The organism is Apibacter sp. ESL0432 (assembly GCF_019469225.1).
Taxonomy (GTDB): domain Bacteria; phylum Bacteroidota; class Bacteroidia; order Flavobacteriales; family Weeksellaceae; genus Apibacter.
Window position 1 is genome coordinate 645,616 of sequence record NZ_CP048266.1, and the last position, 14,916, is coordinate 660,531.

Annotated in this window: 11 protein-coding genes; 7 read left to right on the plus strand and 4 right to left on the minus strand. The window is 32.1% G+C overall.

All coding sequences use genetic code 11. The features are described from left to right. Positions 1 to 4 precede the first annotated feature (4 nt). From GYM73_RS02700 to GYM73_RS02730, 7 genes are all read left to right on the plus strand, one after another. Positions 5 to 1,717 carry a ribulokinase gene (locus GYM73_RS02700; protein WP_220234070.1) on the plus strand — a complete coding sequence of 571 codons (1,713 nt, stop codon included), beginning with the start codon at positions 5 to 7 and terminating at the stop codon, positions 1,715 to 1,717. Positions 1,718 to 1,902: 185 nt separating this feature from the next. Next, complete coding sequence (locus GYM73_RS02705) at positions 1,903 to 3,930, plus strand: transketolase (RefSeq protein WP_220234071.1); 2,028 nt, start codon at positions 1,903 to 1,905, stop codon at positions 3,928 to 3,930. A 381-nt stretch (positions 3,931 to 4,311) separates the two neighbouring features. After that, entirely contained in the window at positions 4,312 to 5,457 is a 1,146-nt protein-coding gene (locus GYM73_RS02710) for a thiol-activated cytolysin family protein (protein WP_220234072.1), read from the plus strand. A gap of 351 nt (positions 5,458 to 5,808) precedes the next feature. Next, positions 5,809 to 6,666 (plus strand): hypothetical protein, encoded by an 858-nt coding sequence (locus tag GYM73_RS02715; RefSeq protein ID WP_220234073.1) that lies wholly within the window; start codon positions 5,809 to 5,811, stop codon positions 6,664 to 6,666. Positions 6,667 to 6,692: 26 nt separating this feature from the next. After that, the gene (locus GYM73_RS02720; RefSeq protein WP_220234074.1) at positions 6,693 to 7,838 is read left to right on the plus strand and encodes a thiol-activated cytolysin family protein; all 1,146 of its coding nucleotides are present in this window, start codon (positions 6,693 to 6,695) and stop codon (positions 7,836 to 7,838) included. 593 nt (positions 7,839 to 8,431) lie between these two features. Then, on the plus strand, positions 8,432 to 10,105 hold the full coding sequence (gene pafA / locus GYM73_RS02725) for an alkaline phosphatase PafA (RefSeq protein WP_166005659.1): 1,674 nt from the start codon (positions 8,432 to 8,434) through the stop codon (positions 10,103 to 10,105). Positions 10,106 to 10,185: 80 nt separating this feature from the next. Then, on the plus strand, positions 10,186 to 11,376 hold the full coding sequence (locus tag GYM73_RS02730; protein WP_220234075.1) for an OprO/OprP family phosphate-selective porin: 1,191 nt from the start codon (positions 10,186 to 10,188) through the stop codon (positions 11,374 to 11,376). Positions 11,377 to 11,564: 188 nt separating this feature from the next. Here GYM73_RS02730 and GYM73_RS02735 read toward each other — a convergent pair whose 3' ends face one another. From GYM73_RS02735 to folE, 4 genes are all read right to left on the minus strand, one after another. Continuing rightward, positions 11,565 to 12,074, minus strand: coding sequence for a TlpA disulfide reductase family protein (locus tag GYM73_RS02735; RefSeq protein WP_220234076.1), 510 nt, complete (start codon positions 12,072 to 12,074; stop codon positions 11,565 to 11,567). A 66-nt stretch (positions 12,075 to 12,140) separates the two neighbouring features. Then, entirely contained in the window at positions 12,141 to 12,503 is a 363-nt protein-coding gene (locus tag GYM73_RS02740; protein ID WP_105296969.1) for a hypothetical protein, read from the minus strand. A 17-nt stretch (positions 12,504 to 12,520) separates the two neighbouring features. Continuing rightward, entirely contained in the window at positions 12,521 to 13,999 is a 1,479-nt protein-coding gene (cysS, locus tag GYM73_RS02745; RefSeq protein WP_220234077.1) for a cysteine--tRNA ligase, read from the minus strand. A gap of 2 nt (positions 14,000 to 14,001) precedes the next feature. Then, entirely contained in the window at positions 14,002 to 14,670 is a 669-nt protein-coding gene (gene folE / locus GYM73_RS02750; protein ID WP_160557882.1) for a GTP cyclohydrolase I FolE, read from the minus strand. Between the last annotated feature and the right edge of the window lie 246 nt (positions 14,671 to 14,916).

The following is a 14,916-nucleotide window of genomic DNA, read 5'->3' on the forward strand; positions in this document are numbered from 1 at the left end:
AATAATGATCGCCGTCTCCAATCAAACAAAACTTCAAACTAAACCCAAAAAAATGCAATTATCCAATAATTTAGTAATAGGATTAGATTATGGTACAGATTCCGGAAGAGCAATTTTAATGGATGCAGAAACCGGAAAAGAATTAGCCTTATCAATCAAAGAATATCCAAGATGGAAAAAAGGATTATATTGTAATCCTGTAAAGACCCAATTTAGACAACACCCTTTAGATTATCTTGAAGTTCTCGAATATATCGTTAAAGATGTTTTATATAAAGTGCCGGGAGCAGCCGCTCGCGTGAAAGCCATCAGTACGGATATGACCGGTTCAACGCCGGTAGCGGTAAATAAAGAAGGAACCCCTTTGTCTTTGTTGCCGGAATTTGCCGAAAATCCTGATGCCATGTTTATTTTATGGAAAGATCACACAGGGCAAAAAGAAAATGAATATCTGAATGATTTTGCAAAAAAATGGCATATAGACTATACTAAGTCTGCCGGTTGTGGTGATTATTCCACAGAACACTTTTGGACCAAAGCATTACATATATTTAAGATCCCCGAAATTAGACAAGCCGCCTATTCTTTCGTTGAGTCCAGTGATTGGCTGCCTGCCTTACTTTGTGGGTTAACTAAGCCCGAAGAGATAAAAAGAGGAATGGGTATAGCCGGATCTCGAGTGATGTGGAATAAAGAATGGGGAGGATATCCTCCCAATGAATTCTTTAAATCATTGGATCCGTCTTTAGATGGCTTAGTAGATACATTTAACAAAGAAGCATATACTTGCGACCAAGTCGCGGGAACGATCACCAAAGAGTGGGCTAATAAATTAGGTCTTCCGGAACATGTACTTATTGCCGTTGGTAATTTGGATTGTCATGCAGGTGCGGTTGGAGCGGGAGTTAAAGATAAAGCTATGGTGGAAATTGTGGGAACTTCTACTTGTGCCATTACCGTAGGACCTAAGAGCTTAGGGAATAAATTAGTTCCGGGGATTCCTCAACAAGCAGATGACATTATTCTTCCCGGTATGGTAGGATTCGAAGCAGGTCAATCGGCTTTTGGAGATTTATATGCCTGGTTTAAGAGATTGTTAATGTGGCCTTTAGATAACATAATGCTAAAATCGAATATAGGAGATCCGGAGACGCGGCAAAGTTTAAGAGATGAGGTATATGCTGAAATGATTCCTAATTTGGCCAGACAAGCGAAAATCATACCTCCCAAAGACAGTCAGATTGTATCTACCGATTGGATCAATGGCAGAAGATCTCCTAATGTAGATTATGAATTAAAAGGAACGATAACAGGAATAGCTTTATCCAGTGTAGCTCCTTTAGTTTATAAATCCTTAGTGGAAGCAACTGCTTACGGGGCTAAAAATATTATTGACCGTTTTATTGACAACGGAATAAAGCTTAAAGAAATTATTGCCGTTGGGGGGATATCTCAAAAATCACCATACGTAATGCAAGTCATGTCGGATGTTATCGGAATGCCTATTAAAGTTATTGCAACCCGTGAGGCATGTGCTTTGGGAGTTGCCATGTGTGCTGCTGTAGTTGCGGGAGTGTATAAAAATTTACCCGAAGCGCAGAGCAAAATGGGAATGGAAATTTCGAATATCTATTATCCTAACCAAGAATATAATAAACATTACAATCAAGAATTTAATAAATACTTGAGTTTAGAAAATATCAAAGAGATCATATAAATTAGTTTTCAAGGGTAATGGAGCATCTGTCTCTATGAACAGATAGAGACAGAACTTGCCCTTTTAAAAATTATATAAAAGAATAATAATAATTCAATAATCAAATTTTTCACAATATTGCTCTGAATAATTGAAGTAAGTGCAATTAAAGCGTAAATTTGAAATCCAAAATTTTATAAAGTACAATGACTGATATTAAAACATTAAATAGAGCAGCAGACAATATTAGAATATTAGCTGCATCAATGGTAGAAAAAGCAAAATCAGGCCACCCGGGAGGAGCCATGGGGGGAGCTGATTTCATTAATATATTATATTCGGAGTTTTTGGAATACGATCCCAAAAATCCCAGATGGGAAGGAAGAGACCGATTTTTTATGGATCCGGGACATATGTCGCCCATGTTATATTCAGTTTTGGCATTGGCCGGAAAATACTCTATGGATGACCTTAAAAATTTTCGTCAATGGGGAAGTGTTACTCCGGGACATCCTGAGTTAGATGTTGAAAGAGGAGTTGAAAATACTTCCGGACCTTTAGGACAAGGTCATGCTTATGCTGTGGGAGCGGCAATAGCTGCAAAGTTTTTGAAAGCTCGATTAGGAAATTTAATGAATCAAACCATCTATGCCTTTATTTCAGACGGAGGGATTCAAGAAGAAGTATCTCAAGGAGCAGGAAGGATAGCCGGACATTTAGGGTTGGATAATCTGATTATGTTTTATGATTCCAACGGTATACAACTTTCTACTCAAGTAAAAGAAGTTAATCAAGAAAATGTAGCAGCAAAATATGAAGCCTGGGGTTGGAAAGTAATTACTATAAAAGGAAATGATCCTTCAGAAATACGTAAAGCCTTACATGAAGCAAAAGCAGTTAACGACAGGCCTACTCTTATTATAGGAAATACTATCATGGGAAAAGGAGCCGTGGATGCTAATGGGCAATCCTTTGAAAATAAAGTATCCACACACGGTCAACCATTAGGGGAAGCCGGAGGTAACTTAGCAAAAACCATCGAAAATTTAGGAGGTGATCCGAATAACCCATTTATTATTTTTCCTGAAGTTCAGGCATTATATGCAAATAGAGCCAAAGAATTAGAAGAAATAGTAAAAAATAAAAAAGAAATAAAAGAACAATGGGTAAAAGAAAATCCTGAATTAGCCGAAAAAATGGAAAAATGGTTTTCAGGTGCTGCACCAAATATCAATTGGTCTGAAATTACACAAAAACCCAATGCCGCTACAAGAGCAGCATCTTCAACGGTGTTGGAAACTTTAGCTAAACAAGTTGACAACATGATTGTATCTTCTGCCGACTTATCAAATTCTGATAAAACGGATGGCTTCTTAAAGCATACCCGTCCATTTACCAAAAACGATTTTTCAGGAGCATTTTTACAAGCAGGAGTAGCTGAATTTACTATGGCTTGTTTATGTGTGGGAATGAGTCTTCATGGAGGAGTAATTCCTGCGTGTGCCACCTTTTTCGTTTTTTCTGATTATATGAAACCTGTAGTTAGGGTTGCTGCATTAATGGAACAGCCGGTTAAATTCATTTGGACGCACGATGCATTCAGAGTGGGAGAGGATGGGCCCACTCATGAACCTGTGGAGCAAGAAGCACAAATACGTTTGATGGAAAAGCTGCAAAACCATAAAGGTAAAAATTCCATGTTAGTCTTAAGGCCGGCAGATGTTCAGGAAACAACTGTTTCTTGGAAATTAGCAATGGAGAATACACATACTCCAACAGCTTTGATTTTGTCTAGACAAAATATTAAGGATTTACCGACTAAACAAGATCGATTTAATGAATCCTTACAAACTTCTAAAGGAGCTTACATAGTACAGGAAGATGAGGGGTATGAAATAATTTTACTGGGTTCCGGTTCTGAAGTTTCCACATTAGTGGAAGGGGCTGAATTACTAAAAAAAGACGGTATAAAAACAAGAGTTGTATCCGTACCATCAGAGGGATTATTCAGATCACAACCTAAAGACTATCAAGAATTGGTTTTACCTAAAAATAAAAAGAAATTCGGATTAACTGCGGGGCTTCCCGTTACTCTAGAAGGATTGGTTGGAGAAAATGGAAAAATCTGGGGAATGAATTCATTTGGATATTCTGCTCCGGCTGCTGTTTTAGATCAAAAATTAGGATTTACCCCTGAAAATGTATATAAACAGGTAAAAGAAATTTTGGGTTAATTAGGTAATTAGTGCCTATGTTGTAATCATACTAACTCTATGAATTCAAGAAAGGAGAATTAATATTTTAATTCTCCTTTTTTTATATAAAAAAAATCAGAACAATTTATGTAAACAGGTTAAATATTAAGGTTTATGTGTGATAATAGAACAAAATAAATTAAAATATATATTATAATAAAATAATTATATTCTTTTTTACGTTATTATAATTATATTTATTTTCAAATATTATTATCTTGGTATGAAAAGACTTATATTTTGGGTGTTTGCAATTGTTTATATGAATTTTAGAAATGATTTTAATGTAAATATTTTTAATCAAGATATCAGCTATTTATGAAAAAAGTAATATTTATAAATAATCTTAAATTATAAAAAATGATTTTTAAAAAACGTTTATTATCCGGTATTCTTTCCGGATTTATGCTTAGTAGTATTTTTTATTCATGTAGCAGTGATGATAATGCTGATTCAAATATTAATTTTTTTCGTCCCGTACGATTTTTAAATGAGTCGGATAAGGAAATATCTGCAAAGCCTACAGGTAATAAAAGCGTGGACGAAAACGGGGTTCCACGTAATGAATATGAAGTTATTATTCGCAGATCCAATGAGTTTTCAACAGCAGATTTAATGAAAGAAGCTACTATTGAAAAAGCGATTTTATATCCCGGATCTTTACTAAGAGGAGAGTCGTTTATTAACGGAAACTATGAGCCATTAATCCTAACAAATTCTTTTAATCCGGTTACATTATATCTTACGATCAATGGGGTCAATGTAAGTATAAAAAAAGATGCTTTACCTAAAGAAAATGAAGTTTCACAAACTCTGACCGAATTAAAAACCGGTAACTCCGGTTATTTTCCTGATAATTATATTCCTACTAATTATACGTATGACAGTGAGGTCGTTACTACGGATGAAAGTTTTAAGAAAATTATTAATTTACATGTAAAATCTAATTTTTCATCCCTTGTAAATTCCTCTTTTGATTACGATTATGATAACTCCGCTGTAAAATCATCCAGCTATGTTTTGGTAAAACTAAGACAAACAGTATATTCAGCGGGTATAGATCTTGCTAATTGGACGAATTGGGTAGAAGGTAATATAAAAGCATCGGAAATTGGTTTGTATGAACCGGTATATATCAGTAACATAGATTATGGTAGAGTAGCTTATTTATTAATTGAAACAAATAAGTCGGCAAAGGATGCCGGTAAAATGGTAAAAGGTGCAGTTGATTACAAGATAGGTAAATTAACATCAGGAGAGAATTATTTGAAGAATGAAGAATTGAAAAAACTGTTTAATACAAAAAAAATCAATGTTTCCGTGTTGGGTGGGCCTTCCAATAGAGTTACTTCCTATGACGAATTTATTAATTATATGAATTTATATGGAAAAGAAGCCATCGTTTCTTCTTCTGCACCAATTTCATATACCATTCGTCGTTTGAAAGACAATACAAAGGTCGAAATTGTGAATACTTACGAAGAAGTCAGAAAAGAACTCCGATAAACAACATAGCACCTATTTTAAATTTTAGCTTCAATACTTTTCGTGGTATTGAGGCTAAATGTTTTAATAAGGGGACAATTTGTTTTGTTATAAGGTAAATTACGTATTAATTACAAGTAAGTTATAATTTTTGACTTGATGGTATGGTTTTAATGAATATCCGAATATCAAATTTGAAATTAAAATTTTCTTTTTTATAAAAAATATAATATAGCTCAATATTTAATAAATGTATTGATTTAATTAATATTTGTTACGGTAACAGAACAAAACAAAATAAATTTTAATTAATTGTAAAATAATTTATTTAAATCTACGTTAATACAGTATAATTACAAATAAAAACTAACTATGAAAAAATTAATGCTTTTGTTTTTGCTAATGGTTGGTATGTATTCCTGCAGCGATTCTGATACCGATGATTTAAATTTAATTACAGATCAAAACCTAATTGAAAATCCAACATTTTCATTAAAATTTGTTAGAACATCTCGCGGATCAACCATGAATAATCTTCAAGTTGGGGATTCACTTGTAATAGCTTATGAAATTAATGGTGTCTCTATAAACACACATGAAACGTTTACCATCATGCCTCAACTTGGAGGTCCTGTTTCACATCAAATTTTAGGAGAAGATTATGATCTTTATTATAAAAATAAGAAGGTTGATAAAATTAATACGCTAGAAAAGCAAGGTAAATTTACACTTTATATCAAAAAGGCAGGTAATTTTAGTCATGCCTATACTGCTTTTATTGTAAATACTGAAAACAATGAAATTCCCAATAAACTAATTTCAAAAAGTGATCTATATTTTAATTCTGTCAGAATTGTTGCTTACAATTATGAAATCAGGCTTAGGAAATCATCGACATGGCAACATTCCTTGAGAGGAGTATTTCATAAACTTTATATTGACACAGGAAATGAAGAATATGATAAATATCTTGAGAATCTTACCTATAACGTATATTATAATTCGCGAAATTTTGAGCAGTCTAATTTTCGCAATAAACAGAATAGAGATTTTTATGAAGTACAAAGAGTTGAAGGAGGTAAAAAAGCATATACGGTAAATACTATTGATAAAATTGTTTTCAAAAAAGAAGTAAATGGGGTAACCACCAATATCGAATACAAAAATATTCCTGTAGTTTTCTATGGAAGGAAAGATGATTGGGGGACAGAAGGAAATAATAATCTTTAACAAAAATAAACTAAAACTCTACAAAAATGATCTTGAAAAAAAATTTAGTATCCGTTCTGATTTTCGGATTTATCATGGGTAATGTATTTAGCTCTTGCAGTAGCGACGATGATGCGGTTTCCGGTAGTAGGGGATTGCGTGAAGTGAAATTTCATTCCAAACCGGATATGGAAATATCTACAAAATTTACAGGAAATACAAGTATAGATGCTGATGGTGTTCCTCGTAAAGAATACGAAATCGTTACGCGTCGTTACAATGAATTTTCAGTTGCCGACCTTATGAGTGAGGCAAATATAGAAAAAACAATCTTATACCCGGGAAGCATACTTAGAGGGGAATCTTTTTTAAACGAAAAATACGATCCGGTTGTACTTCATAATTCATTTAATCCGGTTACCTTGTTTCTAACTATTAATGGATCTAACAGAGAAATTAAAAAAAATGTTATTCCTAAAGGGAGTGAAGTTTTTCAAGCATTGACGGACTTAACATTAGGAAATTCAGCCTTTTTTTCGTCAAAATATATTCCGGCAAATTATACGTATGAAAGTGAAAAAGTTACAACGGAGGAAAGTTTTAAAAAGACAATCAATCTGCATATAAAAGCCAATTTTGCCGGTATAGCAAATTCCTCCTTTGATTATGATTATAATAAGTCAAATGTGAAATCATCCAGCTATATTTTGGTTAAGTTAAGACAGACCGTATATTCTGCAGGAATAGATCCGGTGCACTGGTCAAATTGGGTACAAGGTGATATTAGTGTTTTAGATAGCGGTCCTTACGAACCGGTATATATCAGCAGTATTGATTATGGTAGAGTGGCCTATTTGCTGATTGAAACTAAAAAGTCATCACAAGAAACCGGTAATATGGTTAAAGGGGCTGTAGATTTTAAAATTGGTAGAATTTCAGCTGGCGGGAATTATCAAAAGAATGAAGAATTTAAAAAGTTGTTTAATTCCAATAAAATAAAAGTTTCTGTGTTGGGTGGTCCTTCTAAAATAGTTACCAATTATGATCAATTCATGGATTATATGGAGCTATTTGGAGAAGAAAATGCAATTGCTTCATCTGCGCCTATTTCATACACCATCCGACGTTTAAAAGACAATACTCAAGTGGATATTGTAAATACATACGAAGAGGTTAAAAAAGAATACAGATAAATTAATTTATTAGCATTTAAGTTTAGCTTCAATACTGTTTAGGGTATTGAAGCTAAAATTTTTTTTAAAGCATTTTATCAAATTAAAAGAAAATTACCTATTGAAAAATTTTCTTCATTTTACTTCAGTCTATTTAAGCTATTGATAATTATATCACTAAAAAAGAAGTGTAATTCTTAAAAGATACAACATAGGTAAACCTCTATTTTAATATCTTTTCCGATAAATTATATAATTTAAAAACCTTTGTTAAATTTATAGCTTAAATAAATTTAATAGATTTAAAATCCATATAAAAAAGAAATTTTATTGAAATTAAATTTATTATTAATTTAATTGATAAATTTTTTTATATTTGAAAACAAGATATAAATAATAAATATGATTAGAATTTATTACGATAATTTCAATAAATTGATTTAATTTATAGATTTAATTATATTAAATTAATGGTAATCTATGTTCCTTTACTTTAAATAATAACAAAATTGATAAAAGATTGAAAGTAAAGCTACAATTTATATAAAATAAATACATAATACATATAAAATTATCTTTATTTTGCAACCAATTTTTTGAACTATATACACCATATGAAAATAAAAAAAATTACTCTCACATTACTGACTTTGATGACTCTATATGGATCATTAGAAGCACAAAATAGAACACAGGTAGAAAGACCCAAGTTAGTAGTTGGTATCATTGTAGACCAAATGCGATGGGATTACCTATATCGATTATATGACAGATATGGAAATGCAGGTTTTAAAAGACTCTTAAATGAAGGATTTTCATTTGAGAATTGCATGGTAAATTATGTTCCTTCATTTACAGCCATAGGACACAGTACGGTTTATACCGGATCAGTTCCTTCCATACATGGAATTGCAGGAAATGATTATATAGAGCAAAACACCGGCAGGAGCATTTATTGTACAGAAGACTCCAAAGTAAAAGGGGTAGGATTGGATGATCCGGAAAATAAAGTAGGGAAAATGTCTCCGTATAATTTAAAAGTATCAACAGTTACCGACCAGCTTAAATATGCTACCAATTCAAGATCAAAAGTAATAGGTATTTCTTTAAAAGACAGAGGAAGTATATTACCTGCAGGACATGCAGCGGATGCCGCCTATTGGTTTGATGCAAAAAGCGGAAGATGGATAACCAGTACCTACTATATGAAAGAATTACCGAAATGGTTAAAAGAATATAATTCTAAAAATATGCCGGAAAAATATTTAAGTAAAGATTGGAATCCAACGTATCCCATTTCAACTTACATACAAAGTCCGGATATCAAAATGCTGGGAAAATATGAAGTAGGATTTAAAGGATATGAAACTCCTTCTTTTCCCATGAAGACTTCCCAAATGATGAAGACATTAGGTGTAAGCTTGATTCAATACACACCCTATGGAAACACGACCACGACAGATATAGCTAAGTTGGCGATTGATCATGAGAATTTAGGAAATAACAAAACAGGAGATACCGATTTTTTAGCAATAAGTTATTCTTCTCCCGATAAAATGGCTCACCATTATTCAATCAATTCAATACTAACGGAGGATTCCTATATAAAGTTGGATCAAGAATTAGCAGATTTGTTTAGCCATTTAGACAGTAAAGTAGGAAAAGGAAATTACCTGGTTTTTTTAAGTGCCGATCATGCAGGAATACCTAATGCAAATTTTATGAATGACAATAAAATGGCCGGTGCACTTCGAAGATTAACTCCGTACGAAAAGAAAATCAATGAATATTTGAAATCAAAATACGGAAGAGACGATTTAGTTAGAAGTTTTAATAACTATCAAGTAAATTTCAACTATACTGCAATCAAACAAGCCTCAATAAATTTAGAAGATCTTAAACAAACCTGTATTGATTATCTTCAAACTCTGGAAGGGGTCTTATATGCCGTTGATATGAAAAAAGCATCCATAGCAACAGTTCCTCAATATATTAAAGAAAAAATCATTAATGGGTATAACAGAGAATATTCCGGAGAAATACAGATTATTTTAGATGGAGGATCTTATGATTTTGAATACTATGATCCAACCAAAGGAGGTACGCATGGTACTTGGGGACCGGATGATGCGCACATACCTTTTATTTTAATGGGCTGGAAAATTCCTCACGGAAGCACTACAGAAGAAGTTTATATGACAGATATTGCTCCTACCATATCTGCATTATTAAAAATACAAATGCCTAACGGTGCCATAGGTAAACCCGTTGATTACATAATGAAGTAATATTAATTAAGTTTATTTCCTCTGAATTAATTAAACATTCTAAAAATGTTCAGAGGAAATATTTTGAAGTTCTTGCAATTATGAATAGAAAAAATTTAATTGGTCTGTTATTTCTTATCGTTTTAGTTTGTTCTGTTAAAGCTCAAACACTCGAAATAAAAACAGGAACGAATACTGAGGACAATATAAAAATAACCATGGGAGGTCGAATAGCTTTTGACGGAGCTGTTTATTTTGATGATAAAACACCATTGGGTAATGGAATGACTATATCTGATGTGCGATTAACCTCCAAAATGCGATATAAAAAATGGGATGCAAAAATAGATTTTGGTTTTTCCGATAAAAAAGTAAATACCAAAGACATCCATTTAATTTATAATATTAATGAAAATTCCTGGGTTAAGTTGGGATATGCCGGAGAGCAACTCGGGTTGGAAAATTGGGAAAGTTCTGCATGGCTAAAATTTATGACGGCAGCAGCTAGTTCACAAGTTTTTGGTTCGGGTCGACAGCTTGGTTTTACCTATGTTAAATGGAATAAAAGAATATATTATAGCGGTGGCTTTTATACAGATAGCGATGCAATAACCAACAGCAAAGAAGGAAATCAGGGATATGCTTTTGTAGGTAAATTTTCAGTTGATCCTGTCAGTACTAATGATAAATTAGTTCATATAGGAATATCGGGAGAGTATAGAAACGGTAATCGTGATGGTTTGGATGATAATAAAAAAACCAAACGGATTATGAGTTACTCCGGAAATTTAAATACAAATGTTGAAAAAAAGAAACCCTTAGACATAACCATCACTAACGTTAAAGATCAGTACAGATGGGTGACGGAATTATTAGCGACTGCCGGCCCTGCTTTTTTGCAAGGCGAATATTATTCGATTCATATCAATAGAAAAGCAAATAATCATTCGTATAACGCCGATGGTTTTTATGTGCAAACGGGATTTTTAATACTTGGAGACAAAACCTATAAATATAATTTAGGGGACAGACGATTGAAAAAACCGGGAGATCATACTTTGGAAATGGCTATTAGATATGATTATACAGATCTTAATGACGGGATCTATAATACGGAAATTTTAAAAGGGGGGAGAATGAGTGATTTATCATTAGCAGTAAATTACTATCTAAATAAATACATAGGTTTTAAAGTTAATTATTCCTACATTAATTTAGGACCTTATAACAATTATGGAACCAATAAAGAAAACATTAATTTAATTCAAGGAAGGGTTATGGTTGTGTTTTAAAAGTTTCCTAAAAACTATCAAATTGATACTTTGATTTAAAATTATTTGAAACAAATCAATCTATAAATATATATTTTTTTAGATAAAATAGTATCAGTATAAAATAAAGTATAAAGCTAACTAGTAAATACCACAAAAAAAGCAATTACTATCATAATGAGAATGAATGAATTAAGATTTATCCAACTTTATAAGTTGGCAATAATTATAGATTCTAAATCTTTTTCATTAAGTAATTGCTCTTTAAATAAAACCTTACTTCCATTCTTATAAAAAACGGTTGCAGGTATACTTCCTTCCCATAGTGGATCAATAGCAGGAATCCATTTATCCATATTTTCAAGATCATTTAGAAGATAAACTTCGGTTGAAATGGAATATTTACGTATAAACTTTTTAACAAATTCAATATTTTTAACAGGATTTAAATTTATTAAGATCATTTTATAACCGACGTTATCCTTAAACCTTTCATTTACTTTCATAAAGGAAGGAATTTCAACAACGCAAGGCATACACCATGTAGCCCAAAAGTTAACGACTAAAAATTTATCATTCTCTTTCTCAATAATGTTTTTAAAATCTGAAAAAGTGATTACTTTAATATCCTTGATTATTTCAGTCGAGGTGGCAGGCTGGGCTTTACCAATAATCGTAAATACTAGTAAAAATAAGCAGATATATATTTTTTTTATCATAAATTTATTAGAAAAGACGTAACATATCTTTTACAGATTTAATTATATCTGCATTCAGTACGTTACTTACTTATTCATTTCATCATATTGAGATTCATGAATAGGAAGAGACATGGGATTAGTTTCATCATAATAAATAGACAAAGAATCACCCACCTTACTTTTATCTTCAGGCATTTTCTTTATAATGGTTGAATGTAAATTACCTTTGTCGTCTCTGTAAACGATATTCCAAACATTAATTTTTTCGTTAGCAATGGATACACCGCTTTGTTCTCCGGTAATTTCTGCCTTAGCTTTTTTTGAAGCAGCAACATTCATTACATTTTCAGGTGCAATAATAGTTGCCGATTCTTTTTTGTTTAGTTTTGAACAGCTGTAACAAGCTAATAGAATTAAAATAATAGTAAAATAACTGATTTTTTTCATTTTTTGTGATCATTTAATTATTCAATTTCAAAAGTTGTTCCTTCTTTTCCATCTTTAAGATTAATACCGGCTTCCGACAAACGATTACGAATCTCGTCAGAAAGAGCCCAGTCTTTCTCAAGTCTTGCTTTATTTCTTAAATCAATAAGAACTTTCATGGCTTGATCCAGTTTACCAGTATCTTTCATAGTGTCAGATAAAAGTTCCAATCCTAGAATATCATAGAAGAAAACATGAATGGCAGTATTTAACTTTTTTAAATCAGTAGCAGTTAGTGTTTCTTTTTTTAAATCTAAATTATTTATAAGTTTAACTATATCAAATAAATGTGAAATTAATACCGGAGTATTAAAATCATCGTTTAATGCTTCATAACAAGTATTAATCCATTCCTGAATGTTATAACTTGAAGTTTCAGAAGCAGCAATATGTGGAAGTTTTTCAATCGCGGAAGTTAAGCGGAAATATCCTTTTTCGGCAGCAATAATAGCATCGTTGGATAAATCTAAGACACTTCTATAATGAGCTTGTAAAAAGAAAAAACGAACAATGATCGGATGAAAAGGTTTTTCAATAAAACTATTTTCACCGCTAAATAATTCTTCAGGTAAAATGGTATTGCCCGTAGATTTACTCATTTTTTGTCCGTTTAAGGTAAGCATATTCGTATGAACCCAATAATTTACAGGTTCTTCTCCAAAAGATCCTTTAGCTTGAGCAATTTCACATTCATGATGCGGAAATTTAAGATCCATACCCCCTCCATGAATATCAAACTTTTTACCTAAATATTTGGTACTCATTGCGGTACACTCCAAATGCCAGCCCGGAAATCCGTTTCCCCAAGGAGAAGGCCATCTCATGATATGTTCAGGAGACGCTTTTTTCCACAATGCAAAATCTTGAGAATTCCTTTTTTCTCCTTGTCCGTCTAAATCACGAGTATTGGCAATCATATCTTCTATTTTTCTGCCGCTTAATTCACCGTAGTTGCCTCCTTCTAAATCAAATTTATTTACATCGAAATAAACAGACCCGTTGACTTCATAAGCCAGACCTTTATGCAATAATTTCTTAATTAGCTCTATTTGCTCTACAATATGGCCGGTAGCTGTAGGCTCGATATCGGGAGGGAGCATATTAAATAGATCTAAGACCTTATGAAAATTAAGAGAATATTTTTGTACGACTTCCATAGGCTCTATTCTTTCCAGGCGAGCCCGCGTTGAAATTTTATCCTCAGAATTATCATCGGTAAGATGTCCGGCATCGGTAATATTACGAACGTATCTTACTTTATATCCTAAATGACGCAAGTATCTGTTAATAACATCAAAAGATAAAAAAGTTCGGCAATTACCCAAATGCACTTTGTTATATACTGTTGGACCGCACACATACATTCCTACAAAACCTTCATGCAAAGGGGTAAATACTTCTTTTTTACCGTGTAAAGAATTATATAATTTTATTTGATTGTTCAGATAGCTGCGCATATTTAAATTTTGAAATGGGAGTCAATACCAATATAATGTAAAAATTCTTTTCTTGTTGTAGGATTGTTTAAAAACAAGCCACTTAATTCAGCAGTAACCGTGCTGCTTTCCGTATCTTGTATGCCTCTCGAATTAACACATAAATGTTTAGCGTCAATCACACAAGCAACATCATTAGTATTCAATACTTCTTTAATAGCTTCAACAATTTGTCTGGTGAGCCGTTCTTGAACCTGAGGCCTTCTGGAATAATAATTTACGATTCGGTTAATTTTAGATAATCCGATAACTTTTCCATTTGAAAAGTAAGCAACGTGTGCCCTTCCGATTATAGGCAGAAAGTGATGTTCACAAGTTGAATAAACCGTAATATCTTTTTCAATCAGCATTTGACGATACTTGTAACTATTTTTGAAAGTAGACACTTCCGGTTTATTTTCGGGAAGAAGTCCTCCAAAAATTTCATTTACATACATTTTAGCAACTCTTTTAGGAGTATCTTTTAAACTATCGTCATTCAAATCTAATCCAAGAATATGCATAATTTTAGTAAAATGCTCTTGAATCGCTTTTTGTTTTTCTTCAGGAGATAAAACAAAGGCATCCGATCGAATAGGAGTATATTCTGTATGTGTGAAATGGTCTAGTTCTTCGTCTTCTTTATTAAACATAATAAAAAACATCTAAATTTCTACAAAAATAAGTTTTTTTTAGTTGAAAACCATTACAATATTCAAAAGCAAATAATCATTTATAAAAGAATATTTTAAAATAAAATTGTATCTTCGCATAGAATTAATCTAAATAGTTAACTAGTTGTGAATATTTATCTTCAATATGCATTTATAGCCTTAACTTTACTAGTAGCTGTCTGGTATTTGATTAAATTATTTAGGGAAACTTTTTTTTCCAAAAAG

Coding starts and splice junctions, on each gene's coding strand:
- GYM73_RS02715 (WP_220234073.1), top strand. CDS start 5,809: ATGAAAAAATTAATGCTTTTGTTTTTGCTAATGGTTGGTATGTATTCC.
- GYM73_RS02735 (WP_220234076.1), bottom strand. CDS start 12,074: ATGATAAAAAAAATATATATCTGCTTATTTTTACTAGTATTTACGATT.
- GYM73_RS02740 (WP_105296969.1), bottom strand. CDS start 12,503: ATGAAAAAAATCAGTTATTTTACTATTATTTTAATTCTATTAGCTTGT.
- GYM73_RS02710 (WP_220234072.1), top strand. CDS start 4,312: ATGATTTTTAAAAAACGTTTATTATCCGGTATTCTTTCCGGATTTATG.
- folE (WP_160557882.1), bottom strand. CDS start 14,670: ATGTTTAATAAAGAAGACGAAGAACTAGACCATTTCACACATACAGAA.
- GYM73_RS02730 (WP_220234075.1), top strand. CDS start 10,186: ATGAATAGAAAAAATTTAATTGGTCTGTTATTTCTTATCGTTTTAGTT.
- cysS (WP_220234077.1), bottom strand. CDS start 13,999: ATGCGCAGCTATCTGAACAATCAAATAAAATTATATAATTCTTTACAC.
- GYM73_RS02705 (WP_220234071.1), top strand. CDS start 1,903: ATGACTGATATTAAAACATTAAATAGAGCAGCAGACAATATTAGAATA.
- pafA (WP_166005659.1), top strand. CDS start 8,432: ATGAAAATAAAAAAAATTACTCTCACATTACTGACTTTGATGACTCTA.
- GYM73_RS02700 (WP_220234070.1), top strand. CDS start 5: ATGATCGCCGTCTCCAATCAAACAAAACTTCAAACTAAACCCAAAAAA.
- GYM73_RS02720 (WP_220234074.1), top strand. CDS start 6,693: ATGATCTTGAAAAAAAATTTAGTATCCGTTCTGATTTTCGGATTTATC.